The following is a 26975-nucleotide window of genomic DNA, read 5'->3' on the forward strand; positions in this document are numbered from 1 at the left end:
TTGAGAAGTGGATCTTCGCGAGGACGACGCGCTCCGCGCGACCCTCGCCGCAGTGGCGCCGGGCACCGAACTCCGTGACGGCCTCGAGCGCATCCTGCGCGGCCGCACCGGCGCCCTGATCGTCCTCGGCTACGACCGCACCGTCGAGAGCCTCGCGACGGGCGGGTTCCCGCTCGACGTCGAGTTCTCGGCGACCCGCCTGCGCGAGCTGGCCAAGATGGACGGCGCCATCGTCGTCGACCGCGAGGTGTCCCGCATCCTGCGGGCCGCGACCCAGCTCGTGCCCGATCCCTCGATCGAGACCAGCGAGTCCGGCACCCGGCACCGCACCGCCGAGCGCGTGGCCAAGCAGACCGGGTACCCCGTGGTCTCGGTGAGCCAGTCGATGCGCATCGTCGCGCTGTACGTCGACGGCCGCCGCCACGTGCTCGAGGACTCCCTCGCGATCCTGTCGCGGGCCAACCAGGCCCTGCAGACCCTCGAGCGCTACAAGTCCCGCCTCGACGAGGTCACCGGCACGCTGTCCGCGCTCGAGATCGAGGACCTCGTCACCGTCCGCGACGTCGCCAGCGTCCTGCAGCGCCTCGAGATGGTGCGACGGATCCGCGACGAGATCTCGGGGTACGTCGTCGAGCTCGGTGTGGACGGCCGGCTCCTCACCCTCCAGCTCGAGGAGCTCACCGGCGGCCTCGGCAACGACCGCGAGCTCGTCATCCGCGACTACCTCCCCGTCAGCCGCGGCGGCCTCACCCTCGATCAGGCCATGGCGGCGCTCGAGGAGCTCACCTCGACCGAGCTGCTCGACCTGTCGGCCGGGGCCAAGGCCGTCGGGTTCGCGATCGGCGGCGATGCGCTCGACTCCGCGGTGAGCCCGTGCGGGTACCGCCTGCTGAGCAAGGTCCCGCGCCTGCCCGGGGCGATCGTCGACCGCCTCGTCGACCACTTCGGGAGCCTGCAGAAGCTGCTGGCCGCCAACCTCGAGGAGCTCATGGACGTCGAGGGGGTCGGCGAGGGCCGCGCCCGCGCCGTCCGTGAGGGCCTGTCGCGCCTCGCCGAGTCCAGCATCCTCGAACGCTACGTGTGACCGGGTCCCACCCGCGGCCGACCGCGGCGGCTACCCGCGGGGCGCTCGCGCAGGCCGTCGCCCCCGAGCGACTCCACGAGCGCGTCCTCGAGTGGTACGCCGGTGCCCAGCGCGACCTGCCGTGGCGGCACGGCGACGCGTCGGCGTGGGGCATCTTCGTCTCCGAGGTCATGCTGCAGCAGACCCCGGTGGCGCGCGTCCTTCCCGTCTGGACCGAGTGGATGCAGCGCTGGCCGGAGCCGGCCGACCTGGCGGCCGAGGCCCCCGGGGAGGCGGTCCGCGCGTGGGGCCGCCTCGGGTACCCGCGTCGCGCGCTGCGCCTGCACTCTGCAGCGGTCGCCATGACCGAACGGCACGGCGGCAAGGTGCCGATGAGCGAGTCCGAGCTGTCCACCCTGCCCGGGGTCGGCGCCTACACGGCCGCAGCCGTGGCCACCTTCGCGTTCGGCGAGCGCACCGTCGTGGTCGACACCAACGTGCGCCGGGTGATCGCCCGCGCGGTCACCGGCGACGAGTATGCCGCGGCCTCACCGACGCGGGCCGAGCACACCCTGGCCACGAGCCTGGTCCCCGAGGACTCCGACCGCGCCCGGACCTGGAGCGTCGCGGTGATGGAGCTGGGAGCGCTGGTCTGCACGGCCAGGGCACCCCGCTGCGGCGAGTGCCCGGTCCTCGACCTGTGCCGGTGGCAGTCGCTGGGCCGTCCCGCCCACGAGGGGCCACCACGACGGGGCCAGGCCTGGGCCGGCACCGACCGCCAGATGCGGGGAGCCCTGCTGCGGCGCCTGCGGGAGAGCCCCGGACCGGTGCCGAGGTCGGTCCTCGAGGGCGTGTCCGACAACGTCGTCCAGCGTGAGCGGTGCCTCGACTCGCTCGTCGCCGACGGGTTGGTCGAGCCCCTCGCCCGAGACTTCTTCCGGCTGCCCGGCGCGCTCGGGAGCTGAGATGACCACGCCTCCGGTGGGTTCCGACCAGGGACGGGCCGCGCCCGGCACCGGGGACCGGCCGCGCAACCGGAGGGCGGCGAAGGCGCTGCGGCACGGCGCCTCTGCCACCGGACGGGCCATCGGACGAGGGACCGTGGCGGGGGCGCGTCTGGCCGGCCGGGGCGGTCGGGCGGGAGCCCGCAGGGCCAGGGCCTACACGAGCTCCTCCGGTGCCGGGGAGACCGGCCTGGCCCGGATCATCGAGCTGCACTTCGTCAACCTCGCGGGCGACGCCGCCCTCACCGTCAGCCTCGCGGGCACGATCTTCGCGATCCCGACCGACGAGGCCCGGGGGCAGGTCGCGCAGTTCCTCGCGCTGACGATGGCGCCGTTCGCCCTGCTCGCACCGTTCATCGGCCCGTTGCTGGACCGGTTCCGGCACGGCCGGCGCTGGGCGATCGGGACCACCCTGGCCCTGCGCGCCTTCCTCTGCTGGGTGCTCGCGGGGGCGGTCGCCAACGACTCGCCGTGGCTCTTCCCTGCGGCCCTGGGATGCCTCGTCGCGTCCAAGGCGTACGGCGTCACCCGCGCCTCCGCGGTACCCCGCCTGCTCCCTGCGGGGTTCAGCCTCGTCAACGCCAACTCCCGCAACGCCCTGGCCGGGGTCGCCGGCATGGCCGTCGGCGGCGGTCTCGCCGGCGCGGCTGCCAAGGTCGGCCCCGAGTGGTCGCTGCGGCTGGCGTTCCTCATCTACGTCGTGGGCACGGTGCTCGCCATCAGGCTCCCGGCGCGGGTCGACTCGAGCACCGGCGAGCTGGACATCGAGGACACCGAGCCGGTCGCCATACCTCGTCGTGACGCGGGCCGCACCGGCGTGCTCCGGCGGCTGCGTGCGCGGGTGGCCGCACTGCCCACCACCGTCCTCGTGGCCCTCACCAGCGCCGTCGGGGCCCGGCTGTTGACCGGATTCCTCACGCTGTTCATGGCGTTCCTCATGCGCGAGCACCCGATCCCGGGGCACAGCGGCACCCTCGTGCTGGGTCTGGTGGTGGGGGCGGCCGGCGCCGGCAACGCCCTCGGCACCGTCATCGGCAACGCCCTGCGCAGGTTGCGCCCGGACGTGATCATCGCCGTGGCCCTGATCGCCGACGTGCTCGCCGCCCTCGTGGCGGCCGTCTTCTACTCGCTGGTCACGCTGCTCGTGCTGGGCCTCGTCGCCGGACTCGCCGCCCAGCTCATCAAGCTGAGCAGCGACGCCGTCGTCCAGCGCGACATCGACGAGAGCGTGCGCACGCGGGTCTTCGCCTGGTCGGAGACGGTGCTCCAGATCGCCTGGGTCGTCGGCGGCGGCATCGGCATCGGGCTGCCCTTGATCCCCCAGCTCGGCTTCGGCGTGATCGCCGGCCTGCTCGTGCTGGTGCTCGCCGCCTCGATCCGCATCAGGATGACCCGACGGCACCTGGCCCACCCCGCCCCGGCAGTCTGACCCCGCTCGGCCCCCGGGCGGTCAGAGGGTGAGGAGCATGCGGGTGTTGCCCAGGGTGTTGGGCTTGACCCGTTCGAGGTCGAGGAACTCCGCGACACCCTCGTCGTAGGAGCGCACCAGCTCGGCGTACACCTCGGGCTCGACGGCCTGCCCCTCGATCGTCTCGAACCCGTGCCGGGTGAAGAAGTCGACCTCGAAGGTGAGGCAGAACAGCCGCTGCACCCCGAGCTCGCGGGCATCGGCCATCAGCGCCTCCAGCAGCTGCGACCCGACGCCCCGGCCCTTGGCGGCCGGGCTCACGGCCAGGGTGCGGATCTCGGCCAGGTCCTCCCACATCACGTGCAGGGCACCGCAGCCCAGCAGCGGGGACCCGTCCCCGACCTCGGCGACCCGGAACTGCTGGACGGCCTCGTAGTAGGTGACGGCGTCCTTGGAGACCAGCACCCGCGACTCGGCGTGCGGGCGCACGAGGTCGCGGATGGCACGGATGTCGTTGGTCCGGGCCCTGCGTACGACCAACCCACCGGTCGGGCCGGCGCCCGTCGTGCGCGGGCCGGGCTCAGGCGCCAAGGCGACCGTTCCGCATGTCCTTGAACGTGCTCTGGGCGGCCGAGCCCAGCAGGACCACCGACTGGCGCTCACGGGTGCCGATCGCACCCGGGACGACGGTGTTGCGGATCGAGGCCGGGTCGGACACGAACACGCTGGCCGAGAGGTTCAGCACCTCGGCCGGCGAGAGGTCGGTGGCCAGGTGCGGTGCGATCCGGCCGAGCAGCGAGGCGAGCCGCGCAGGGCCCATCTTCCGGGCCATCACCGCACCGGCCTTGATCAGCTCGCCCTGGTGGGCCGAGCGTCCGAAGTCGCCGTTGGGCAGGTGCTTGCGCTCGCGGGCAAAGGCGAGGGCCCGCTGGGCGTCCAGCAGGTTCGCGCCCTTCTTGGTGATCTGCATGTTGTCGACGCTCTTGAGCGCCTTGTCGGCCACGTAGTAGATGCCGCCGATCGCCCGGACCATGTCCTTGAAGCCCTTGAAGCCGGCGATGACGTAACCGTCGATCTGCACCCCGGAGGCCTTGGACACCGCGGCGACCTGGCCCTTGACCCCGCCGAACACCAGGGCCGCGTTGATCTTGGCGTTGCCCCCGCCGGCGAGCGGCACCCACGAGTCGCGGGGGATGCCGACGATGCCGCCGACGCCCTTGGCATCGACACCGATGATGTGCAGGGCGTCGCCACGGCACTTCTCGACCGGCTGCGGCGTCCGGGCGTCCGACCCGATGGCCAGCACCCGCATCGTCGCGAACGGCGGGCGCGCCACTCCCAGCGACGGCCACCAGCCGCCGACGACCTTCCAGGTCTTGTCCTTCACGAGCAGGGTGACGTCCTTGCCCCGCACGACCGACGCGACCGCTACGCCCTTCCAGTTCCCGGTCGACCCGATCACGATCACGCCCTTGGTGCCCGGCTTGCGCTTGGACAGCGCCGTGGCCACCGCCCCGGACGCAGGCACCGTTCCGCCGAGGTAGACCTTGGTCATCACGGCGAGCAGGTCCGCCGGCAGACCCTTGCCGGTCGCGGCGGGCTTGGCGGGCGCCGGTGGAGCTGCGGCGGTCGAGGACGACGAGGGGGCTGCCGCCTTCTTCTCGTCCTTCGTGCACGCCGCGAGCGTCAACGGTGCGCCGAGCAGGCCGAGCAGCAGGGAGCGACGGGGCACGGGACGACGGAAGAGGGAGAGACCGGGCAGGGAGTCACGCACGAGGGGAGGAACCACGCGCAACAGGGTACGTCGCGGCGCCATACCCGGTGTGCACCACTCACCCCCCGCGCGTCCCCCACCGCCGCGCACCGGTATGACGGGTGCGAGCGCACAGTGAGGTGGCCCGGACCCGTCGGGGTCCGGGCCACCCGGTCCGCCGGGCGCGCGCCGGCGGGGTCGTGCGGCCGGGCTACTTGACCTTGTAGATCGGCTGGGTCTGGACGTTGAGCTGGTCCATCTTGACCTTGGCCGCCTTGCCCAGGGACTTGTCCGTGATGCGCAGGACGTCGAACCCCTTGCCGAGGTCGGAGGAGTAGACGTGGCCGTTGTAGTAGTAGGAGGACCACGTGCCGCCCCCACCACCGGCCGGGCCGGCCGGGCCCCGCTCGAAGTACCCGATCTCCCTGGGGTTCGAGCTGTCGGTGAAGTCCCAGAAGCTCGTGCCGCCCATGTACCAGGACTGCACCATGACGTCGCGGCCCTTGACCGGGATGAGCGAGCCGTTGTGGGCCACGCAGTTCTCGGAGTCGAACTGGTGCCGCGGGATCTTGTAGTACGAGCGGAACGTCAGCGTGCGGTCCTTGCCCAGGTCGTAGATGCCGTTCGCGCCACGGTTCGGGCCGATGGCCGCGTTGCAGGTGGCCGCACCGCCGCCGCCGAGCTCGTCGGTGAAGACGACCTTGGTGGCGTCGTTGTTGAACGTCGCCGAGTGCCAGAAGGCGAAGTTCGTCGTGTCCCTGACGCGGTCGATGACCTTGGGCGCCACCGGGTTCGTGATGTCCATGATGATGCCGTCACCCATGCAGGCACCGGCCGCGATGCCCCGGGCCGGGTTGACGGTGATGTCGTGGCAACCGGAGGTGTTGGTGTAGCCGCCGTCGGGGAACAGGTTGGGCTCGGCCACGACCGCGGCCTTCGTCGGCGCCTTCTTCGGCACCGCGATGATCGAGATCGAGTCGTGCGGCGGCTTGCAGTCCGGGAAGGTCTCGCTGGGCGAGTAGCTCGAGACGTAGAGGTAGTCGGTCTTCTTGCCGGGGATGAGCGAGTGCGTGTGCGAACCGCACGCCGTCTCGACCGACTTGATGTACCTCGGGTTGCGCACGTCCGAGATGTCGAAGATCTTCATGCCCTCCCACGACTCCTTGATCGTCGCGGACTGCGGCACCGAGGTGCACGAGTCGTCCGATCGTGAGGAGTCGGTGGACAGGTAGAGCAGGTTGCCCGAGACCGTGACGTCGTTCTGGGAACCCGGGCAGCTCACCTGGGCGACCATGCGGGGCTTCTCGGGCTTCTTCACGTCGTAGATGACGAACCCGTTGTAGTTGCCGACGAACGCCATGTCGTCCTGGAAGGCGATGTCGGTCCCGGTCGCGCCCGCGAGGGGGCCGCTGCTCGGGAGGTTGATCAGGTGTTCGACGTTGGCGCTGCGCCCGATCTCGTCCGGTCCCAGCTGGGTGCCGGACTTGCCGACCCCGTCCGCGGCGTAGGCCGCAGTCGCTGGGATCGTGAGGGCGAGCGCGGCAGCGGTGGCCAGCACCGTGTGACGCATTCTCATCTCGCAGGCTCCTGCCGTAGAGGCGTCCGTTCCGGCGCCCCTTCAGCGTCGGAATCATGACGATCCGTCCACCCTGCCCGGGTTCGGGTGCGCATCTCAAGGGTGCTTTGCCCTGCTTCCGGTAAAAAATTCCGGTTAGGGTGAGGCGATGAGGAACGAGCACCACGAGGCTCTTCGCCGTGCCCGGACGCCCGGCATCCGTGTCGTCGCAGGGCTGTCCGTCGGGTTGGCGCTGCTCGTGTCCGGGTGCTCCCCGGACCCGGCCCCGCCGACCACGACCGCGACGTCCCCCACCGCCCCGGTGCTCCAGCCGGGATCCCCCGGCGAGCCCAACGCCTCCCTCACGGGGTCGGCAGCCCTCCCCACGACCAGGGGCGAGCCCCTCGAGGCGGACGTCCGCTTCATGCAGGACATGATCGTCCACCACGCCCAGGCGATCGTCATGGTCTCCCTCGTCAGGGACCGCCTCGCCGACATGCAGGTGAAGTCCCTCGCGGCGCGCATCGCCGACGAGCAGCGCCCGGAGATCGACGCGATGGCCAAGTGGCTGGAGGACAGGGACCAGACCGTTCCCCCGCAGGCGGCCAATCCCGAGGCCGGCGCGGCCTCCTCGCACCACCGCGGCATGCCCGGCATGGCCACCCCTGCCCAGCTCGCGCAGCTCGCCGACGCGAGCGGCCCGGAGGCGGACACGCTCTGGCTGCGGCTCATGACCGCGCACCACGAGGGCGCCCTCGCCATGGTGGTCCAGCAGCACCGCGACGGCACCGACGACGTGGTCACCCAGCTGGGCGACGAGATCCACGTGACCCAGTCCGTCCAGATCGGCTACATGCGCGAGATGCTCGACCGCCTCACCTGACCCGACCGGACCCGGCAGCACGAGAGGGCGGCACCCGTGGGGGTGCCGCCCTCTGGCGGTGGGTATGGCGCGAGGTCACCCGCGCGCCATACCGGTGGTCACTCCGAGGAGTCGCCCACGGTCTCGACGATCGGGAGCTCGATGCCGCTGGGGTGCGGGGTGCCGACGAAGGTGAACGTCGCCGCCTTGCCCTCGCCCTCGGCGTTGACGAGCACCAGCTCGCCGGCCTTGAGCTCGCCGTAGAGGATCTTCTCGGACAGCACGTCCTCGATCTCGCGCTGGATGGTGCGACGCAGCGGTCGCGCACCGAGCACGGGGTCGTAGCCCTTCTTCGCCAGCGCGTTCTTGGCCTCGGTCGTGAGCTCGATGCCCATGTCCTTGTCCTTGAGGCGCTTGTCCAGCTTGGCGATCTCGAGGTCGACGATCTGCACGATCTCGTCCTGCGTGAGCTGGGGGAAGACGATGATGTCGTCGACGCGGTTGAGGAACTCGGGGCGGAAGTGCTGCTTGAGCTCGTCCGTGACCTTGTTCTTCATCCGGTCGTAGTCGCTGCGGGTCTCCGCGCCCGCCGAGAAGCCCAGCGAACCCTTCGAGATGTCCCGCGTGCCGAGGTTGGTCGTCATGATGATGACGGTGTTCTTGAAGTCGACCATCCGACCCTGGGAGTCGGTGAGGCGGCCGTCCTCGAGCACCTGCAGCAGCGAGTTGAAGATGTCCGGGTGGGCCTTCTCGACCTCGTCGAACAGCACCACGGAGAACGGCTTGCGGCGCACCTTCTCGGTGAGCTGCCCACCCTCTTCGTAGCCGACGTAGCCGGGAGGCGAACCGAACAGCCGCGACACGGTGTGCTTCTCGGAGAACTCCGACATGTCGAGCTGGATCAGGCTGTCCTCGTCGCCGAAGAGGAACTCGGCGAGCGTCTTGGCCAGCTCGGTCTTACCGACACCGGTCGGACCGGCGAAGATGAACGAGCCACCGGGACGACGCGGGTCCTTCAGACCGGCGCGGGTGCGCCGGATCGCCTGGGACATCGCCTTGATGGCGTCGTCCATGCCGACCACGCGCTTGTGCAGCTCGTCCTCCATGTGGAGCAGTCGCGAGGACTCCTCCTCGGTGAGCTTGAAGACCGGGATGCCGGTGCTGGCAGCCAGGACCTCGGCGATGAGCTCCTCGTCGACCTCGGCCACGACGTCCATGTCGCCGGACTTCCACTGCGACTCGCGCTCGGCCTTCTGGGCGAGCAGCTTCTTCTCGTCGTCGCGCAGGCTGGCGGCCTTCTCGAAGTCCTGGCCGTCGATGGCCGACTCCTTCTCCAGGCGCACGGCGGCGATCTTGTCGTCGAACTCGCGCAGGTCCGGCGGTGCGGTCATCCGGCGGATGCGCAACCGCGCGCCCGCCTCGTCGATGAGGTCGATCGCCTTGTCCGGGAGGAACCGGTCGTTGATGTAGCGGTCGGCGAGGTTGGCCGCGGAGACCAGCGCAGCGTCCGTGATGGACACGCGGTGGTGCGCCTCGTAGCGGTCGCGCAGGCCCTTGAGGATCTCGATCGCGTGGCTGAGCGTGGGCTCGGCGACCTGGATCGGCTGGAAACGACGCTCGAGCGCCGAGTCCTTCTCGATGTGCTTGCGGTACTCGTCGAGCGTCGTGGCCCCGATGGTCTGGAGCTCGCCACGGGCCAGCATCGGCTTGAGGATGCTGGCGGCGTCGATCGCGCCCTCGGCGGCACCCGCACCCACCAAGGTGTGGATCTCGTCGATGAACAGGATGATGTCGCCGCGGGTGCGGATCTCCTTGAGGACCTTCTTCAGCCGCTCCTCGAAGTCACCGCGGTAGCGGCTGCCGGCCACGAGCGCGCCGAGGTCGAGGGTGTAGAGCTGCTTGTCCTTGAGGGTCTCGGGCACCTCGCCCTTGACGATGTCCTGGGCGAGGCCCTCGACGACGGCGGTCTTGCCGACGCCGGGCTCACCGATGAGCACCGGGTTGTTCTTGGTGCGGCGGGACAGCACCTGCATGACCCGCTCGATCTCCTTCTCGCGCCCGATGACCGGGTCGAGCTTGCCCTCCCGGGCAGCCATCGTCAGGTTGCGGCCGAACTGGTCGAGCACGAGCGACCCTGCGGGGGTGCCCTCCTGCTGGACGCCGCCACCGACGCCGGTGGCCTGGCCCTCCTTGCCCTGGTAGCCCGAGATCAGCTGGATGACCTGCTGGCGCACCCGGTTGAGGTCGGCCCCGAGCTTGACGAGGACCTGCGCGGCAACGCCCTCACCCTCGCGGATGAGCCCGAGCAGGATGTGCTCGGTGCCGATGTAGTTGTGGCCGAGCTGCAGCGCCTCGCGGAGGCTGAGCTCGAGGACCTTCTTCGCCCGCGGCGTGAAGGGGATGTGTCCACTCGGGGCCTGCTGGCCCTGGCCGATGATCTCCTGGACCTGCTCGCGGACCGACTCCAACGAGATACCGAGGCTCTCCAGAGCCTTGGAGGCGACGCCTTCACCCTCGTGGATGAGGCCGAGCAGGATGTGCTCCGTGCCGATGTAGTTGTGGTTGAGCATGCGCGCCTCTTCCTGCGCGAGCACCACAACCCGACGGGCCCGGTCGGTGAACCGTTCAAACATCTCTTCTGCTCCTGCCTATCGAGTCATCCTCGATGCTATCCGTGCGACACGCGCCCCGCGCGCGCCTTCCGCCGACCGATACCTGATCGGGACGGTTCCAGCCTGCTCGTGGTGCTTGTTCGGGGAACGCCCGTGCGTGGCCGCCTGTTCCCCACCCTGAGCCGGGTCGGCTCATGTTCGCCGTGGGCGGACGGACTCCGGGCGTGGTCGAGGCCCCCTCGGGCCCTTCCGGGCTGGGTATGGCGCGCGGCCGGCCCCGCGCCATACCTCCCGGGTGGTGGGTGATCAGGCCCCCGGACCCTTCTTCCGGACCTCGTCCACGTGCTCCATCGCGGTCCGCAGCTCGGCGAGCCAGCTGTCGGACTTCTCCCCGACCAGGCGGACGCACCAGGCGAGGGCCTCGGAGCGCGACTTGGCGACGCCGGCCTCGACGAGCGTGTCGAGGACCCGGCGCTCCGGCTGGCGCAGCCGCGTCATCACCGGAGCCGCGAGGTGGGTGAACATCGCCTCGGTGTCGCCGACCCGAACGCCCCAGGAGACCTTGCGGCCGGAGAGGTGCTCGAGCTCGCGGGCGATCTCGATGCGGCGTTCGCGGGTGTCCTCCCGGAAGGAGGTGATGCGGCCGCGCGCGGCGATCTCGCGGGCGGTGGTGTCGTCGGCGTCCGTCTCGAGGGCGGGCTCGGCCAGGGTGCCGACGATGACGAGCTCGTCGCGGTCACGGGTGACCTCGACGGGCCCGGTGAACCAGTCGGCGGGGAGCCGACCGGCAAGCCATGCTTCTGCTGTGGTCTTGGTAGTCATGTAATGATGATTACACCGTTACAACCACGCCACCAGAGGTGTCCGCTCAGGGCGAACGGGTCGGCTCAGCGCAGGTCGCGACGGTCGCTGATCCGCTTGGCCTTGCCCAGGGAGCGCTCGAGCGCGTGGGGCGCGAGCACCTCGACGGCGATCGTCACGCCGACGTGGTCCTTCACGCGCGAACGCAGTGCGGAGGCCATCGCCGCGCGGGCGGCCTCGTCGGTCGGGTGCGCCGACTCCACCTGGACGGTCAGCTCGTCCATGCGTCCGGGCCTGGTGAGCACGCACAGGTAGTGGGGGGTCAGCCCCTCGATGGCGAGCAGGTGCTCCTCGATCTGCGACGGGAAGACGTTGACCCCGCGGACGATCATCATGTCGTCGCTGCGCCCGGTGATCTTGGCCATCCTGCGGAACTGCGGATAGGCCGTGCCGGGCAGGAGGGTGGTGAGGTCGCGGGTGCGGTAGCGGACCACCGGCATCGCCTGCTTGGTCAACGACGTGAAGACGAGCTCACCCTCCTCGCCGTCCGGGAGCACCTCGCCCGTGATCGGGTCGACGACCTCGGGGTAGAAGTGGTCCTCCCAGACGTGCAGCCCGTCCTGCGTCTGCCCCGACTCCTGCGAGACGCCCGGGCCCATGACCTCGGACAGCCCGTAGATGTCGACCGCCCGGAGGTTGCTGCGGCGCTGGACCTCCTCGCGCATCTGCTCCGTCCAGGGTTCGGCGCCGAAGATGCCGATCTCCAGCGAGGTGTCCTTCGGGTCGATGCCCTGGGCCTCCATCTCGTCGAGGATCGCGAGGAAGTAGGAGGGCGTGACCATGATGATGCGGGGCCGGAAGTCCTGGATGAGCTGGACCTGGCGCTCGGTCATGCCGCCGCTGACCGGCACGACGGTGCAGCCGAGCCGCTCGGCGCCGTAGTGCGCACCGATGCCACCGGTGAACAGGCCGTAGCCGTAGGCGATGTGGACCATGTCGCCCGGACGGCCGCCGGCGGCCTCGATCGAGCGGGCCATCACCTCGGCCCAGGTGTCGATGTCCTCGCGGGTGTAGCCGACGACGGTGGGCTTGCCCGTCGTGCCGCTCGAGGCGTGGATGCGCGAGACCTGCTCCCGCGGCACCGCGAACATGCCGAAGGGGTAGTTGTCGCGCAGGTCGGCCTTGGCCGTGAACGGGAAGCGGGAGAGGTCGGCGAGCTCGTGGACGTCGTCGGGGTGCACCCCGGCGGCGTCGAAGGCCCCGCGGTAGTGCGGGACGTGGTCATAGGCGTGACGCAGGCTCCAGCGCAGCCGTTCCAGCTGCTGGGCGCGCAGCTCCTCCACCGACGAGACGACGTTGTCCATGGCAGCGATCCTCGCACTGCCACCCGCGCAGTGGCGTGCCGCGGCCCACGGCCCCCGAACCTGAGAGTTTCCCGTGAATGCCGGATGCCGGTGTCGCCCACCGGGGATCGGACGTACGCTCGCCAAGGTGGACCGGGTGCAGTCGCCGCTGGTCGTCGACACCCCCTCGGGACCGGTGAGCGACGTGGCTCCGCCTGCCGGCCGGTCCCGTCCGGCCCGCCGCTGGATCGTCCTCGCCGCGGTGCTGGCCGTGGTCGTGGCCGCCGGCACGGGCTTCGCCCTCACCCGCGGACCGGACGTCCCTCCCCTGACGCAGGCAGACGTCCAGAAGCAGGTCGAGAAGGGCATCGCCGACGCGCAGGAGAACGCCCGCAAGGCCCCCACCGACGCGGCGACGGCCTACCGGGCCGCCCTGCCCTCGCTGGTCACCATCACCACCACGGGTGTGGGTGCCAAGGGATCCCAGAACGGCACGGGAGCAGGGGTGGTGGTCAGCGCCGAGGGCACCATCCTCACCGCCCTGCACGTCGTCGACGGTGCGGACACCATCCGCGTTCAGTTCACCGACGGCACCCGGGCCAGCGCCTCGATCAAGGAGCAGGAAGCGGCCAGCGACACCGCCGTCCTGACGCCGGACACGCTGCCCCAGGTCGTGGTCCCCGCCGTCCTGGGCGGGGGTGCGCAGGTCGGCGACGAGGTCTTCCCCCTCGGCCACCCCCTCGGCCTCACCCAGTCCCTGAGCGGCGGCCTCGTGTCGGCGCTGGACCGCTCGATCAGCGTCGGCTCCGGACAGACCCTCAAGGGGTTGATCCAGTTCGACGCCGCGGTGAACCCGGGCAACTCCGGTGGCCCGCTGCTCAACCGCGACGGACAGGTCATCGGCATCGTCACCGGGCTGGCCAACCCGTCCGAGCAGAACTTCTTCGTGGGCATCGGATTCGCCGTTCCCATCGCCACGGCCGGCGGCGTCGCCGGCAGCCCGCCGCAGTGAACCCAGGAGAGCCCATGGACCCGCACCGCCCGCAGCCCGGTCGCCCGCAGCACCCGCTGGAGCAGGCGCTCTACGAGGTGAAGAAGACCATCGTCGGGCAGGACCTGCTGGTGGAGCGGATGCTCGTCGCCCTCCTCGCGCGTGGACACCTCCTCGTCGAGGGCGTCCCCGGGCTGGCCAAGACGATGGCGGTCAAGACGCTGGCGGAGGCGATCGGTGGGGAGTTCCAGCGGATCCAGTTCACCCCCGACCTCGTGCCGGCCGACGTCATCGGCACGCGGATCTACAACCAGAAGGAGGGCGAGTTCCAGGTCTCCCTCGGACCGGTCTTCGCCAACCTCGTCCTCGCCGACGAGATCAACCGCGCGCCGGCGAAGGTCCAGAGCGCGCTGCTCGAGGTGATGCAGGAACGCCAGGTGACGATCGGCCGCGAGACCTTCAAGGCCCCGAACCCCTTCCTGGTCATGGCGACCCAGAACCCCATCGAGTCCGAGGGCACCTACGCGTTGCCGGAGGCGCAGGTCGACCGGTTCATGCTCAAGACGGTCATCGGGTACCCCACGCCCTCGGAGGAGTTCGTCGTCGTCGAGCGGATGACCACGCGGCTCGAACCGACCCAGCGGGTCCTGGACCCGGAGCGGCTCGTGGAGTACCAGCAGCAGGCAGACGCGGTCTACGTCGACCCCGCGGTCATCGAGTACGCGGTGCGGCTCGTCGGCGCGACCCGCAACCCGGCGTCGGTCGGGCTGCCCGAGCTGGCCAGGTACCTGTCGTTCGGGGCCAGCCCGCGCGCATCCATCAACCTCGTCCTCGCGGGCAAGGCGTTGTCGTTCCTGCGTGGTCGCGACTTCGCCCGACCCCAGGACGTGCGCGACCTCGCGTTCGACGTGATGCGGCACCGCCTCGTCCTGTCCTACGAGGCCCTGGCCGAGGGCATCGGACCGGACGACCTGCTCGAGCCCATCCTGCGCGCCGTCTCCATGCCCGACGTCCCGCTCCGGGACCGCCGCCCCCAGCAGACCGAGGCACCGTGGACCGCCGGGCCACGCTGACCGAGCCGGGGGGCACGGCCTCCCCGCTCACCGCCGAGCGACTGCTGCGGCGGTTGGAGTGGCGCGTCATCCGCCGGCTCGACGGCCGGTTGCAGGGCGACTACCGCACGCTGTTCCGCGGGTCCGGTGTCGACTTCACCGATCTTCGGGAGTACGCCCCCGGCGACGACCTGCGCCACATCGACTGGAACGTCACCGCGCGGATGGACACCCCGTACGTGCGCGAGTACATCGAGGACCGCGAGGTCACCTGCTGGCTGCTGCTCGACCGCACCGCGTCCATGGGGTTCGGCCCCGTCGACCGGCAGAAGTCGCTCGTGCTGGCCGAGGTCGCCACCACCCTGGCCCACGTCCTGTCCCGCGGCGGCAACCGGATCGGCGCGGCCCTGTTCGACGGCACCATCGAGACCATCCCTCCCGGCCAGGGACGCAACCAGGTCCTGCGGATCGCCCAGGCCCTGCTGCGCCCACCGCCGGCTGCCCCCGTCTCACGCACCGGTCGCACCGGCCGCCGCTGGGGCCGGTCCCACACCGAGGAACCGGCCACCCCCGGGACCACCGACCTGTCGGTGCTGCTGCGCGCCGCCCTCGGCCTGGCGCGTCGACGTTCGCTGCTGGTCATCGTCTCCGACTTCATCACCCAGCCGGGGTGGGAGAAGCACCTGTCGCTGCTGGCCCGAGGGCACGACGTCGTCGCCATCCAGGTCGTCGACCCGCGCGAGTCCGAGCTGCCGGCGGTGGGGATGGTCTACGTCGAGGACTCCGAGACGGGAGAGCAGATCTTCGTCGACACCGACGACCCGGTCTTCCGCGAGCGCCTGGGGGTCCTGGCCGCAGAACGCCAGGAGTCCCTCCAGGCCGCCGCCCGAAAGGCCGGCACCCTGATCCACACCGTCGCCACCGACGACGACCTGGTCCGGGCCCTGGCCCGGATCTCCGCCCTGCGCAGGAGCCAGGGCCGATGAGCTTCACCTGGCCGTGGATGCTGCTGGGCCTGTTCGCGGTGCCCGCGCTCGTGGTCGCCTACCGGGCGCAGCAGCGCCGTCAGGACGCACGGCGCGACGAGCTGGCCGCGATGGGGCTGGTGCCCGTGGGCGGCATACCGACCGAGGCCGGCGCAGCCGGGCCGGGACAGGTATGGGGCGCAGCCGGTCCCCCGGCGCGGCGCCGCGACCGCCGGCGGCACCTGGCCCCGGCCCTCATGCTGGCAGCGCTCACGGTCCTGCTGGTCTCGCTGGCCCGGCCCACCGCCACCGTGGCCGAGCCCCGGCGGGAGGGGACGGTCATGCTGGCCTTCGACATCTCGACCAGCATGGCGGCCAAGGACATCTCCCCCACCCGGCTCGACGCCGCCAAGGCCGCCGCGCGGAAGTTCGTCGAGCGCCAGCCGTCGACGATCCGCATCGGGGTGGTCGCCTTCGGCGACAGCGCCCTGGTCTCCCAGCAGCCGACCGAGGACCGCACCGAGGTGCTCGCGGCGATCGACCGCCTCACGCCGCAGGGCGCCACCGCGGTGGGCCGGGGCATCGTGTCCTCGCTCAGCGCCATCGCAGGCAAGCCGATCGAGGTGGGGGCCACGCCCGGAGCCGGGGACGACGCCGACATCGGCTACTACGGCTCCGCGGCCATCGTGCTGCTCTCGGACGGCGAGAACACCACCGATCCCGACCCCCTCGAGATCGCCGACCTCGCCTCGAGCGCCGGCGTGAAGATCTACACGATCGGCGTGGGCAGCACCCGGGGCACGGTCCTGCAGGTGGACGGGTTCCAGATCTCCACGGCGCTGGACGAGGCATCGCTGCGCAAGATCTCCGAGACCACGGACGGCGCCTACTACGCCGCCGCCGACGCCGCCTCCCTCTCGAAGGTCTACAGCTCCATCGACCTGGCGTGGACCGCGCGCACCCAGGAGCGCGAGGTGACGTCGTGGTTCGCCACGGCGGCGGCGATCCTGCTGCTGCTCGGCGCGGCCGTGTCGGTGCTCCGTTCAGGACGGGTGGTCTAGATGTCGTTCGCGATCCCCTACGCACTCGTCGCGCTCGTGACCGTGCCGCTGCTCGTCGGCCTCTACCTGTGGCAGCTGCGCCGGCGTCGTCGGCAGGCGGTCGCCTTCTCGAGCGTCGCGCTGATCCGCGCGGCGCTGCCCAGGCAGCGGATGTGGCGTCGGCACGTGCCCATCGCCCTCGTCCTCGCCGCGCTCGCGGCCCTCGGCACGGCCGCCGCCCGGCCGCAGGTGCGCGCCGAGGTGCCCATCTCCTCCTCCGCGGTGATCCTCGCCGTGGACGTGTCAGGGTCGATGTGCGCCACCGACGTCACCCCCAACCGGCTGGCGGCAGCCCAGGACGCGGTGCGCTCCTTCATCGACAAGCAGGACGACCGCACCCGGATCGGGCTCGTGGTGTTCTCGGGGTTCGCGCAGGTCGCGGTCGCACCGACGACCGACCACGACCAGCTCACGAAGGCCGTCGACGGCCTCACCACCGGACGCGGCACCACCATCGGCGCCGCCATCCTGAAGTCCATCGACGCCATCGCCGAGATCAACCCCCAGGTCGCCCCCGCAGACACCAGCGCGGGCGGCCAGGTGCCGGGGGTTCCGGGCGGGCTGCCCGGACAGCCCGGGACCCCCGGCAACCCGACGACCCCCACCCCGAAGGCGGCGCAGACCGCGCCCGAGATCGTCGTGCTGCTCACCGACGGGGCGAACACCCGCGGGGTCACCCCCGAGGAGGCAGCGGCCCAGGCCGCCGCCCGCGGGGTGCGCGTCTACCCCATCGGGTTCGGCACGACCGAGCCCACGCAGATGGTCTGCACCCGCGAACAGCTCGGTGGCGGGCTGTACGACGGGCCCGGACAGGGGCTGAGCGGCATCGGTCCCGGAGGGCGCAACTTCCTCGTCGTCGACGAGGACGCCCTGCGCGCCGTGGCCTCGACGACGGGCGGCGAGTACTTCACCGCCAGCGACGCGGACCAGCTCCAGGGGGTGCTGGCGGACCTGCCCAAGCACGTGGTCACCCAGGAGCAGTCGGTCGACGTGAGCGTCGCGTTCGCGGCGATGGCCGCGGTGCTGCTGCTCGGCGGTCTGTGGCTCGGCAGCCGCTGGCGGTCCAACCCCAGCTGACCGACGTCAGGGGCAGGCGCGTGGGGAACCCTGGGCATTCTTCGCGTGGTCGATCAGCCAGGCCGCTCCGTCCCTTTTCATCGAGTAGGTGAGCGAGTAGATCGAGCAGGTCTGGCCGCGGTACCCGTCCTTGGCATCCTGCTCGGTCCGCAGGGCTGCTTCGACGACGGCTTCGTCACCGGAGACCTCGACCGATCCCACGGTCAGGTTGGTCCAGTACGACGACCCCAGCCCGGACTCCCAGGTGCTCAGGCTTCCGAGGTCACGCTTCAGGCGGGGGGTGAACAGCCCCCAGGCAATCTCGTAGTCGCCGTGGTTGATGCTCTCGCCGTGCAGCACGAGGGAGCGCGCGACATCCCCGGCCTCGGCGGAGTCGGGCACCACCTCGACCTCGAGGATGGAGCCCTGCGCCTCGGGGGCCTGGTTGTCACCGTCACATCCGCGTCCACCGTCCGGGGGCGTCAGGTCACGCCATTCGCGCAGGTGGGGGGCGAGCTGCGCCGCGGGCACCAGGAACCCGGTGCCCTCAACGGGATCGTCCTCGACGTTCCAGACCTGCTTGCCGGTGACGAGGCCGATGACAGACCCGTCACGGCCCAGCGCCGGACCGCCACTGTTGCCGCCGTTGATCGCGGCATCGGTGGCGATGAGTCCGGCCAGGTGGATGTCGACGTCGGAGTAGTCGGCTGACGCCTGCAGCCCGCTGACGATCCCTTGCGTGACGCGCAGGTCGCTCACGGCCTGCGGAAATCCCAGCAACGCGACCGGGGCGGCCAGCTGCGGCGCGACCGGTGCGAGCTTCAGCGGATGCTGGAGGTCCTCGGGCGACCAGAGGAGGGCTGAGTCCGAACCGCGGTCCAGGCCCACCACGTCGGCGGTCGTGTTGAAGCCGTCGCCCTGCACGCTGACGGTCTGCGCGTCGATCGCCACGTGGGCCGCCGTCATGATCTGGTGCGGCCCGACCACGAAGCCGGTCCCCATCCACCGCGCATCGCACGAGGCGACCTCGAGCCGGACCACGCCGGGCCGGGCATCGGCGACGAGCTTCGCCCAGTCGACGGGGCCGGCACTCTCGGCGCTGGTCGTGGACGTGGGCGTGGACACCGGTGTGGTGGTGGTTGGCACCGTCGTGGTGGTCGGCGCTGTCGTGGTCGTGGATCCTGCCGAGGTGGCTGGCCCCGGGTCGACCGGCGCCCCAGAACACGCCGCGACGGTGACGGCCAGCAGCCCTGTCACCGCCACCCGACCACGGACTCGTGTGCCCTGCATGGTGCCTCCCCAATGACGCCGTGTGTCCCTTGTACTCCTGTGATGGGGTCCTGAACACCCACATCTGGCGGCTTTCCGGCGATTACGGGTGGTTCGCGCGCCGGGCAGGCCGAGTGGGGGCTCAGGCGCGGTGGCGTTCGGCGTGGGCGCGGACCTTGGAGCGGTTGCCGCACCACTGCATGCTGCACCACCGCCGACGACCCCTCGGGTCGAGGAAGACCCATCCACAACCGTCCCCCGGGCAGGCGCCGACGGCTGACAGGTCCTCCTGGGTCAGGAGCTCCGACGCGGTCCACGCGACCGCCAAGAGGGGGCGCTCGAGCCCGCCCCCGACGGACCACCGTGGTGCCGGTCCCGGGCCGGGAACCAGCTCGGCCCGGGTGGCGGCCCTGCTGACCACGCCGTTGACACGGCGCAGAGCACGACTGTCCGCCGGGTCGAGGACCAGTGCGCGCAGGTCGGCGCGAAATCGCTTGGCGTCCTTGAGGATCGCGTCGCCCTCGGCCTTCCGGCTGGCCGCCCGACGACGCAGCGCCGCAGCCGCGTCCGCCTCGAGGAGCCCTGACACCGACGCCCAGACGGCGAGGTGGTCGTAGGTCTTCAGGTAGTCGCTGGGCTCGGCCTCCGCCCACCCGGCCAGCGTGTTGACGAAGTCGAGCCCGGGGTGTCCGCCGACGGCCCGGGGCAGGGCGAGTCCGTCCACCACGAACCAGTGGCCGCCCTTGACCTCGGCGGAGGTCACCGCTTGACTGCTAACCATTCAAAGCATGTTATCTGGTTAGGAGACGATCATGCGACGACTCGCCGCAACCCCCGCCGCCCTGCTGGCGACCACCGCCGTCCTCGGGTCCGGGAGCACCCCGGCTGCCGCGGGCGGGGCCGCAAGTCCTTGGACCCCATACCGGTCCAGCGACGTGACCGTCACGGCAGCTCGCTCGACGTGCGCGTTCGACGTGCGGATCTCCGTCGTCGAGGACGACGAGGAGTACCGCACCACGGCGACATACCCCGACGGCACGCCCAGGGAGCAGCTGTTCCGCGGCACCCTCGTCGAGCGCTACACGAACCTGTCGACCGGGGCATCGGTCGTCCGGGACCTCAGCGCCACGGCGGTGTTCGCCTACAACCCGGACGGGTCGCCCGCGTCGCTCACGTCGCTCAAGGGGCCGTTCGGGGCGACGCTGCCTGCCGGGAGCACCCCGGCGACCGGGCTGTTCGTGCTGTCGGGCAAGGGAACCCGGGTGACCTTCGCCGCCGACGGGACGCGCAGCTTCACCCTCGGCCGGCACGGCAGCGCCGAGAACGTCTGCGACGCCCTCGACTGACGCGGAGCAGGGTCAGCGGCGGCGCTGGCAGCGACCGCACCAGAACAGGTTGCGGCCCGCCACCTCACGGGTCCGGATGCGCGACCCGCACACCAGGCACGGCTCACCCTGCCGCTTGTACACGTAGGAGGTCCGGGTCTGGAGCGGGTCGACCCGGCCGGCTGCCACCTCGGCGCGCACCTGCTCGACCTGTTCCGCGACCGTGACGATCTTCCCCGTCGCCACCCCCAGCGGCAGCAGGTCGACCAGGTCGAGCCAGATGGCGTCCCAGCTCGAGCGGCGCAGCTCCTTCCCGGGCCGGAAGGGGTCGATGCGCTGCCGGAAGAGGACCTCGCTGCGGTATACGTTGCCGACCCCGGCCAGCACCGACTGGTCCATGAGCAGCTCGGCCACCGACCGGGCGCTGCGCGAGATCTTGCGCCAGGCCAGCTCCGGGTCGGGCTCGGGTCGCAACGGGTCCGGCCCGAGCCGGGCCGTGACCGACTCGACCTGCTCCGGCGTGATCACGGCACACAGGTTGGGGCCGCGCAGGTCGGCGACGTGCGCGTCGTTCGCGAGGCGCAGGCGCACCTGGCCGACCACCGGCACCTCCCCGATGTAGGCGTGCTCGTCGATCGTGAACGTCCCGATCAGCCCGAGGTGGACGTGCAACCAGGCGTCACCGTCGAACTCGACGAACAGGTGCTTGCCCCACGAGGTCGCGTGGACGAAGGTGCGGCCCGACAGCAGGGCGGCACCGGCGGCGAACTTGCCCTGCGGGCTGCTCGCCTCGGGCTGCGTTCCCCTGTATGCGGCGTCGAGGTCTCGGGCGAGGCGGTACAGGGTGTGGCCTTCGGGCATGGAGCCATCATGCGGCACTCCTACACTGCGGGCATGGCAGCCACCCAGACCCGGCTTCTGGTGCTCGGCGCCGTCGCCCTCTTCGAGCCGGTCAACGGCTACCAGATCCGCCGCGAGCTGCTGTCGTGGGACGTCGAGCAGTGGGCGCACATCAACCCCGGCTCCATCTACTCCGCCCTCACCACCCTGACCAAGCAGCAGCACCTCGTCCGCCACGACCTCGTCGACGGCGGGCGCACCGTCGCCGTCTACACGGTGTCGCCGGCCGGTCGCGCCGAGCTGGACCGCCTCTTCGGGGAGGCCCTGGAGACGGTCGACGCCTACGACTCGATCGGCCTCCAGACCGCGCTGAGCATGAGCGTGCTCGTCCCCCGCCCAGTCGTCCTGGGCCACCTCGAGAAGCGGCTCGCGACCCTGGGCGCGATGCGCGAGAAGATGGCCGCCGACGCCGCGCAGGCCGCAGCGGACGACTCCCTGCCACCGCACGTCGTCGCCCTGGTGGACCTCTGGAGCCGCCTCGCGGCCACGCAGCACGACTGGTTGGACGAGACCGTCCGGAGGGTGCGGGCCGGCGACTTCGCGTATGCCGGGGAGCCGATGGGGTGGCAGCCCGCCGCTGACGACCCCGGCTGGCAGATGCAGGCCGACCGCGAGCGCTACCGGGCGATGCTGGCCGAGTAGGCCTCCACCCTCTCTGCCCACCCGTCAGCGATGAGTTCCTGTCGGTGCCGGGGTCTACGTTGCGGCGCATGCGGTCGGGTCGTCCTGCGATCCGGGCGGGCAGCGCTGTTGACGGGCACTATTCAATGTTGAACACTGGTCAGGTCGCGCGGGACCACCGACCCACGCGGCCGACAGATCAAGGGAGCGGCAGATGATCCACGCACGGGGGCTCGTGCAGACCTTCCAGACACGGGAGGGCAAGAAGAAGACCGAGGTGCGCGCCGTCGACGGCGTCGACCTCGACGTCGCGGAGGGGGAGGTCGTCGGCTTCCTCGGTCCGAACGGCGCCGGCAAGACCACGACGCTGCGCATGCTGACCACGCTGCTGCGCCCGACCGAGGGCACGGCGACGGTCGCGGGGTACGACGTCGTCAAGGACTCCGAACAGGTGCGCCGCAGCATCGGCTACGTCTCGCAGGCAGGCGGCGCCTTCAGCGGCGCACGCGCGGGCGACGAGGTCGTCGACCACGGGATGCTCTACGGGATGAGGGGCGCCGAGGCCGAGCGGCGGGGCAAGGAGCTGTTCACCCAGCTCGACCTCGACGGCCTGTGGACCCGGATGCCCAAGAACATGTCCGGCGGGCAGCGACGGCGGCTCGACATCGTCATGGGCCTGATCCACGAGCCCACGCTCGTCTTCCTCGACGAGCCCACCACGGGCCTGGACCCCCAGGCGCGGGCCAACCTCTGGGAGCACATCGCCGACCTGCGTCGCCGCCGAGGGGCCACGGTGTTCCTCACCACGCACTACCTCGACGAGGCCGACGCCCTGAGCGACCGGATCATCATCATCGACCACGGCAGGATCGTGGCGGCCGACACCTCCGACAACCTCAAGGCCCAGGTGGCCGGTGACCTGGTCGACCTCGAGGTCTCCGACGCCGAACTGGTCACCGCGGCGGCCCAACGCCTCGACTCCATCGCCGAGGCACCCCGGCACGGGCTGCAGGGCGTCGAGATCGAGGGCAACCACGTCCGCGGACGGGTCCAGCGCGCCGGCAAGGCCGTCCCCGGCCTGCTGCGCGACCTGCACGACGCCGACATCTCGCTGGAGTCCATCGAGGTGCACCGCCCGACCCTGGACGACGTGTTCCTCACCCTGACCGGACGGTCGCTGCGCGACGCCGCCGACACCAGTCCCGCCGGAGCACCCGGCGCCACGACGAAGGAGAACTGACATGCGGTTCTGGCGCGAGTCCTACATCGTGTTCCGGCGACAGCTGCGGATGAACCTGCGCAACCCTGCGTGGGTGATCATCGGGCTCCTCCAGCCGATCCTCTACCTGCTGCTCTTCGGGCCGCTGCTCAAGCCGCTCATCAAGCAGTTCGGCGCGACGAACGCCTACACGTTCTTCGTGCCCGGGATGCTCGTGCAGCTGGGCATCTTCGGGGCCTTCTTCGCCGGCTTCAGCCTCATCGGCGAGTGGCGCGAAGGGGTCATCGAAGCCGAGCGGGTCACCCCGGCGAGCCGGACGGCCCTGCTGGTCGGGCGCCTCATCCGCGACATCCTCCAGCTCTTCGTGCAGGCCCTGATCCTCGTGGCGCTCGGCTACGCCATGGGGATGCGCGGGTCCGCCGGCGGGATCGTCTTCGGCATCCTGCTCACCCTGCTGGTCGGTGGCGCCTGCGCCGCCGCCTCCAACGCCCTGGCGCTGACGACCAAGAGCGAGGACGTCATGGCCCCCGTCATCAACATGGTGATGATGCCCGTCCTGCTGCTGTCCGGCATCCTCCTGCCGATGACGATCGGCCCGAAGTGGCTGCTCGACATCTCGGCCTGGATGCCGTTCCGGTGGGTCGTCGACGCGGTCCGCACGGCCTTCTCCGGCGACTTCGCCTCGTCGCCGATGATCTGGGGCACCGTGTGGGCAGCAGTCCTCTTCGTGCTGGCAGTGGCGTGGGGGACGTCCACCTTCCGCAAGGAGAACGCCTAGCCCGCCGGGGCGCCGTCGTCAGTCGGCGACGACGGTGCCCTGGTGGTGGCGCACCTGCCACCGGCCGGCCTCCCGCAGCCAGACCGAGCTGCGGTGGGCGCGACGGGTCGGGGTGACCGAGTCGTAGGTGACGAGGACGACGCCCGGGCCGAGCCCGGTGGTCACTAGGTCGACGGCCTTGATGTCCACCGGGCCCTCGGCTGCCTCGGCCTCCATCATGTCGAGGACCGACTCGCGGTCCCACACCACACCCGAGGCACCGAACTCGTGGAAGTCCCTGTGCAGCAACAAGGTCGCCGAGGTCCGGTCACCCCGCACCGCCCCACGCAGCAGGGCCAGCTCGCAGTCCTTGACGATGTCGCAGTCGTCCTGCGTGGGCATCTCTGCCGTGGTGGAGGTGGGCACGTCAGCTGGCCTTCTTCGCGGTCTTCTTGGCGGCGGCCTTCTTCGTCGTGGACTTCGCCGCGGTGGACTTCGACGCGGACTTCGACGCCGCCTTCTTCGTCGCGGGCGCGTCGTCGGACGTCGACTCGCCGCGCGCCGCCTTGGCCTTGTCGACCGAGCGCTTGAGCGCGGCCAGCAGGTCGACGACCTCCCCCGACTCGTCCTTGGACTCCTCGGCGACCTGGACCTCGCCACCCTCGACCTTCGCCTTGACCAGCGACTGCAGGGCGGTGGCGTAGTCGTCCTCGTAGTCGTCGGGCACGTAGTCGCCGGCGAGCTGCTCGATGAGCAGGTCGGCCATGGCCAGCTCCTGCTTGGTCGCCTTCCCGTCGTCGTCCAGGTGGGCGAAGTCCGGCTTGCGGATCTCGTCGGGCCACAGCATGGTCTGCATGACGATCACGCCGTCGCGCACGCGCAGCACCGCCATCGTCATCCGCGTGCGGATGGAGACGGAGACGACCGCCATGCGGTTCTCCTTCTCCAGGGCGTCGCGCAGCAGGACGTACGGCTTGGTCGAGGCCTTGTCCGGCTCGAGGTAGTAGCACTTGTCCAGGAGCATCGGGTCGATCTGGTCGGCGGGCACGAACTTCTCGACCGCGATCTCCTTGGAGCTCTTGGACGGCAGGTCCTTGAAGTCCTCGTCGGTGAGCACGACCATGTCGCCGTCCTCGGTCTCGTACCCCTTGGCGATGTCGTCGTAGGACACGATCTCGCCGTCGATGCTGCAGATCCGCTGGTACTTGATGCGACCGCCGTCCTCGCGGTGCACCTGGCGGAACTGGACGTCGTGGTTCTCCGTCGCCGAGTACAGCCGGATCGGCACGTTGACCAGGCCGAACGACACGGCGCCCTTCCAGATCGCTCGCATGCCACACGCTCCTTGTCCCCGGTTGCCTTCCACGGCAAAGCCTATGCGTCAGGATGGCCCCATGCGCCCCATGCTGGCCAGCCCGGCCACCGCGATCCCCCACGGCGACGGCTGGGTCCACGAGGTCAAGTGGGACGGCATGCGGGTGCTCGCCGACATCCGGGACGGTCACCTCACCCTGACGTCGCGCACCGGCAACGACGTCACGGCCAGCTACCCCGAGCTCGCCCCGCTCGCCGAGGCGTACGACGACATGCTCCTCGACGGGGAGGTGGTGGCCCTCGACGGCGGCCGCCCGTCGTTCGGCGCCCTCGCCGAGCGCATGCACGTGCGTGACCGGCGCAAGGCCGAACGCCTGGCCGCGGTGCGGCCGGTGACCCTCATGGTGTTCGACCTGTTGCGCCTGTACGGCTCGGACCTCACCTCGCAGCCGCTGTCGGCCCGCCGGGACCTGCTGGAGCGGCTCGACCTCGCCGGCCGGCACTGGCAGGTGCCGCCCGTCTACGACGACGGCGAGGAGCTGTTCTCCGCGACCCTGGAGCAGGGGCTCGAGGGGGTCGTGAGCAAGCGGCTCTCCGCGCCATACCTGCCGGGTCGGCGGTCCACCGATTGGCTCAAGTCACCCCACAAGCTCACCGTCTCGGCCGTGGTCGGCGGGTGGCGCCCGGAGGTCGGCACGACCGACCGCCTCGGCGCGGTCCTGCTGGGCGTGCCCTCCCCCCAGGGATGGAGGTATGCCGGGCGGATGGGTTCGGGGATCGCCGGCAGGGCCCAGCGCCAGCTGGCCGAGGTGCTGGCGCCGCTGGCGCGCGAGACGTCGCCGTTCGTCACGCAGGTGCCCCGGATCGATGCCGACGGCGCGTTCTGGGTCGAGCCGCGGGTCGTCGTCGAGGCCCGGACGCTGGAGGTGACCAGGGACGGTCGGCTGCGACAGCCGGCCTACCTCGGGGTCCGGACCGACCTGACCCCGGAGGACCTGCTCTCCGAGGTTGCCGGGGCCGACGAGGAGGCCGGTGATGTCTGAGTCGACCTCCGTCGTCGTGGAGGGCCGCAAGCTCAAGCTGACCAGCCTCGACAAGCTGCTGTTCCCCTCCACCGAGACGACCAAGGGCGAGGTGCTCAACTACTACGCGCAGGTCGCCGACGTCCTGCTTCCCCACCTCGCGTCACGGCCGCTGACCCGCGTGCGCTGGCCGCACGGCACCGGCGACCAGAGCTTCTTCGAGAAGAACCTCCCGTCGGGCGCTCCCTCGTGGCTGCCCCGGGTGCGGATCGACGACGTGACCTATCCCCTCGTCGAGGACCTGGCCCAGCTCACCTACCTGGTCAACCTCAACTCCATCGAGCTGCACGTGCCGCAGTGGAGGATCGACGAGGACGGGAACCGCCTGCACCCCGACCGGCTGGTCATCGACCTCGACCCGGGCACGGGTGCCGGCCTGCGCGAGTGCGCGCAGGTCGCCGTGATGGTGCGCGACCGGCTCTCCGAGCTCGGCCTGGAGCTGTTCCCCGTCACCAGCGGGAGCAAGGGGATGCAGCTGTATGCCGGCCTGCCGGGCGACCTCTCGTCCGACCAGACCCGCGACCTCGCCCAGCAGCTCGCCCAGGAGCTGACGAAGAAGCACCCCGACCTGGTCGTCTGGAAGATGACCAAGTCGCTGCGCCCCGGGAAGATCTTCCTCGACTGGAGCCAGAACGTCGCCGCCAAGACGACGATCTGCCCGTACTCGTTGCGAGGCAAGGAGACCCCCACCGTCGCGGCGCCTCGCACGTGGGACGAGGTCGAGGCCGGGGCGGCCGGGAAGAAGCTCGAGCAGCTGATGTTCGACGAGGTCCTCGACCGGCTCGATGCCGACGGCGACCTCGTGGCCGACCTCCTCTGACGGCCGACGAGCTTGACCGGTCTCGCCGGGGGTCAGGCGAGGGCGAGCATCAGCGCGCCCAGGACGAGCACCACCACCGCCAGGCCGGCGGGCGGTCGCACGA

General features: G+C 71.0%; 26 protein-coding genes. 15 read left to right on the top strand and 11 right to left on the bottom strand.

All coding sequences use genetic code 11. The features are described from left to right. Positions 1 to 7 precede the first annotated feature (7 nt). The 3 genes from disA to ASD62_RS08780 are packed head-to-tail and all read left to right on the top strand — an operon-like array spanning position 8 to position 3496. The gene (gene disA / locus ASD62_RS08770) at positions 8 to 1084 is read left to right on the top strand and encodes a DNA integrity scanning diadenylate cyclase DisA (RefSeq protein ID WP_056915630.1); all 1077 of its coding nucleotides are present in this window, start codon (positions 8 to 10) and stop codon (positions 1082 to 1084) included. After that, positions 1081 to 2028 carry an adenine glycosylase gene (locus ASD62_RS08775; RefSeq protein ID WP_056915631.1) on the top strand — a complete coding sequence of 316 codons (948 nt, stop codon included), beginning with the start codon at positions 1081 to 1083 and terminating at the stop codon, positions 2026 to 2028. Before disA ends, ASD62_RS08775 begins: the two co-directional genes overlap by 4 nt. A gap of 1 nt (position 2029) precedes the next feature. Further along, on the top strand, positions 2030 to 3496 hold the full coding sequence (locus ASD62_RS08780; protein WP_082580644.1) for an MFS transporter: 1467 nt from the start codon (positions 2030 to 2032) through the stop codon (positions 3494 to 3496). A gap of 21 nt (positions 3497 to 3517) precedes the next feature. Here ASD62_RS08780 and ASD62_RS08785 read toward each other — a convergent pair whose 3' ends face one another. From ASD62_RS08785 to ASD62_RS08795, 3 genes are all read right to left on the bottom strand, one after another. Beyond that, positions 3518 to 4066 (bottom strand): amino-acid N-acetyltransferase, encoded by a 549-nt coding sequence (locus tag ASD62_RS08785; protein ID WP_082580646.1) that lies wholly within the window; start codon positions 4064 to 4066, stop codon positions 3518 to 3520. Beyond that, complete coding sequence (locus ASD62_RS08790; RefSeq protein WP_157581410.1) at positions 4056 to 5264, bottom strand: LCP family protein; 1209 nt, start codon at positions 5262 to 5264, stop codon at positions 4056 to 4058. The genes ASD62_RS08785 and ASD62_RS08790 overlap by 11 nt, the downstream gene beginning before the upstream one ends. Positions 5265 to 5439: 175 nt before the next feature. Further along, positions 5440 to 6804, bottom strand: coding sequence for an LVIVD repeat-containing protein (locus ASD62_RS08795; protein WP_056915633.1), 1365 nt, complete (start codon positions 6802 to 6804; stop codon positions 5440 to 5442). Between the two features lie 148 nt (positions 6805 to 6952). Here ASD62_RS08795 and ASD62_RS08800 point away from each other — a divergent pair, with 148 nt between their 5' ends. After that, positions 6953 to 7666, top strand: a complete 714-nt coding sequence (locus ASD62_RS08800) for a DUF305 domain-containing protein (protein ID WP_056915634.1) — start codon at positions 6953 to 6955, stop codon at positions 7664 to 7666. A gap of 98 nt (positions 7667 to 7764) precedes the next feature. Here the strand turns inward: ASD62_RS08800 and ASD62_RS08805 are convergent, their stop codons facing one another. From ASD62_RS08805 to paaK, 3 genes are all read right to left on the bottom strand, one after another. Continuing rightward, positions 7765 to 10278: an ATP-dependent Clp protease ATP-binding subunit gene (locus tag ASD62_RS08805; RefSeq protein WP_056915635.1), complete on the bottom strand. Its 2514-nt coding sequence runs from the start codon at positions 10276 to 10278 to the stop codon at positions 7765 to 7767. 285 nt (positions 10279 to 10563) lie between these two features. Further along, entirely contained in the window at positions 10564 to 11079 is a 516-nt protein-coding gene (locus ASD62_RS08810) for a hypothetical protein (RefSeq protein WP_056915636.1), read from the bottom strand. Between the two features lie 65 nt (positions 11080 to 11144). Continuing rightward, complete coding sequence (gene paaK, locus ASD62_RS08815; protein ID WP_056915637.1) at positions 11145 to 12422, bottom strand: phenylacetate--CoA ligase PaaK; 1278 nt, start codon at positions 12420 to 12422, stop codon at positions 11145 to 11147. 127 nt (positions 12423 to 12549) lie between these two features. On the opposite strand from paaK, the gene ASD62_RS08820 reads away from it, so the two are divergent. The 5 genes from ASD62_RS08820 to ASD62_RS08840 are packed head-to-tail and all read left to right on the top strand — an operon-like array spanning position 12550 to position 17586. Beyond that, a complete protein-coding gene (locus ASD62_RS08820) occupies positions 12550 to 13413 on the top strand; it encodes a S1C family serine protease (RefSeq protein ID WP_235530670.1) in 864 nt (287 codons plus the stop codon). Between the two features lie 14 nt (positions 13414 to 13427). After that, positions 13428 to 14465, top strand: a complete 1038-nt coding sequence (locus tag ASD62_RS08825; protein WP_056915638.1) for a MoxR family ATPase — start codon at positions 13428 to 13430, stop codon at positions 14463 to 14465. Next, complete coding sequence (locus tag ASD62_RS08830; RefSeq protein ID WP_235530671.1) at positions 14444 to 15430, top strand: DUF58 domain-containing protein; 987 nt, start codon at positions 14444 to 14446, stop codon at positions 15428 to 15430. The genes ASD62_RS08825 and ASD62_RS08830 overlap by 22 nt, the downstream gene beginning before the upstream one ends. After that, positions 15427 to 16470, top strand: a complete 1044-nt coding sequence (locus ASD62_RS08835; RefSeq protein ID WP_056915639.1) for a VWA domain-containing protein — start codon at positions 15427 to 15429, stop codon at positions 16468 to 16470. The genes ASD62_RS08830 and ASD62_RS08835 overlap by 4 nt, the downstream gene beginning before the upstream one ends. After that, positions 16471 to 17586, top strand: a complete 1116-nt coding sequence (locus ASD62_RS08840; protein ID WP_056915640.1) for a VWA domain-containing protein — start codon at positions 16471 to 16473, stop codon at positions 17584 to 17586. It abuts the gene before it with no gap. A gap of 6 nt (positions 17587 to 17592) precedes the next feature. On the opposite strand, the gene ASD62_RS08845 is transcribed toward ASD62_RS08840, so the two are convergent. Next, complete coding sequence (locus ASD62_RS08845; RefSeq protein WP_056915641.1) at positions 17593 to 18690, bottom strand: S1C family serine protease; 1098 nt, start codon at positions 18688 to 18690, stop codon at positions 17593 to 17595. A gap of 286 nt (positions 18691 to 18976) precedes the next feature. After that, positions 18977 to 19615: an ABATE domain-containing protein gene (locus ASD62_RS20660; protein ID WP_082580650.1), complete on the bottom strand. Its 639-nt coding sequence runs from the start codon at positions 19613 to 19615 to the stop codon at positions 18977 to 18979. A gap of 31 nt (positions 19616 to 19646) precedes the next feature. Here ASD62_RS20660 and ASD62_RS08855 point away from each other — a divergent pair, with 31 nt between their 5' ends. After that, positions 19647 to 20180 (top strand): hypothetical protein, encoded by a 534-nt coding sequence (locus ASD62_RS08855; RefSeq protein WP_056915643.1) that lies wholly within the window; start codon positions 19647 to 19649, stop codon positions 20178 to 20180. 12 nt (positions 20181 to 20192) lie between these two features. On the opposite strand, the gene ASD62_RS08860 is transcribed toward ASD62_RS08855, so the two are convergent. Continuing rightward, positions 20193 to 21020 (bottom strand): Fpg/Nei family DNA glycosylase, encoded by an 828-nt coding sequence (locus ASD62_RS08860; protein WP_056915644.1) that lies wholly within the window; start codon positions 21018 to 21020, stop codon positions 20193 to 20195. A 33-nt stretch (positions 21021 to 21053) separates the two neighbouring features. Here ASD62_RS08860 and ASD62_RS08865 point away from each other — a divergent pair, with 33 nt between their 5' ends. The 3 genes from ASD62_RS08865 to ASD62_RS08875 all read left to right on the top strand — a co-directional run bounded on the left by ASD62_RS08865 (position 21054) and on the right by ASD62_RS08875 (position 23677). Further along, positions 21054 to 21701 (top strand): PadR family transcriptional regulator, encoded by a 648-nt coding sequence (locus tag ASD62_RS08865; RefSeq protein ID WP_056915645.1) that lies wholly within the window; start codon positions 21054 to 21056, stop codon positions 21699 to 21701. A gap of 193 nt (positions 21702 to 21894) precedes the next feature. After that, the gene (locus tag ASD62_RS08870) at positions 21895 to 22920 is read left to right on the top strand and encodes an ATP-binding cassette domain-containing protein (RefSeq protein WP_056915646.1); all 1026 of its coding nucleotides are present in this window, start codon (positions 21895 to 21897) and stop codon (positions 22918 to 22920) included. A gap of 1 nt (position 22921) precedes the next feature. Continuing rightward, the gene (locus ASD62_RS08875) at positions 22922 to 23677 is read left to right on the top strand and encodes an ABC transporter permease (RefSeq protein WP_056915647.1); all 756 of its coding nucleotides are present in this window, start codon (positions 22922 to 22924) and stop codon (positions 23675 to 23677) included. A gap of 18 nt (positions 23678 to 23695) precedes the next feature. Here the strand turns inward: ASD62_RS08875 and ASD62_RS08880 are convergent, their stop codons facing one another. Both ASD62_RS08880 and ASD62_RS08885 read right to left on the bottom strand, forming a co-directional pair. Next, on the bottom strand, positions 23696 to 24082 hold the full coding sequence (locus ASD62_RS08880; RefSeq protein ID WP_056915648.1) for a DUF4440 domain-containing protein: 387 nt from the start codon (positions 24080 to 24082) through the stop codon (positions 23696 to 23698). A gap of 1 nt (position 24083) precedes the next feature. After that, on the bottom strand, positions 24084 to 24989 hold the full coding sequence (locus tag ASD62_RS08885) for a Ku protein (RefSeq protein ID WP_056915649.1): 906 nt from the start codon (positions 24987 to 24989) through the stop codon (positions 24084 to 24086). Positions 24990 to 25050: 61 nt separating this feature from the next. On the opposite strand from ASD62_RS08885, the gene ligD (ASD62_RS08890) reads away from it, so the two are divergent. Together ligD (ASD62_RS08890) and ligD (ASD62_RS08895) are read left to right on the top strand one after the other, a co-directional pair. Beyond that, positions 25051 to 26013 (top strand): non-homologous end-joining DNA ligase, encoded by a 963-nt coding sequence (gene ligD / locus ASD62_RS08890; protein WP_056915650.1) that lies wholly within the window; start codon positions 25051 to 25053, stop codon positions 26011 to 26013. Beyond that, on the top strand, positions 26006 to 26872 hold the full coding sequence (gene ligD / locus ASD62_RS08895; RefSeq protein WP_056915651.1) for a non-homologous end-joining DNA ligase: 867 nt from the start codon (positions 26006 to 26008) through the stop codon (positions 26870 to 26872). The genes ligD (ASD62_RS08890) and ligD (ASD62_RS08895) overlap by 8 nt, the downstream gene beginning before the upstream one ends. The last annotated feature ends 103 nt before the right edge of the window (positions 26873 to 26975 follow it).

Origin of the sequence: Phycicoccus sp. Root563, assembly GCF_001427915.1 — a bacterium.
In the GTDB taxonomy this organism is placed as follows: Bacteria; Actinomycetota; Actinomycetes; order Actinomycetales; family Dermatophilaceae; genus Pedococcus.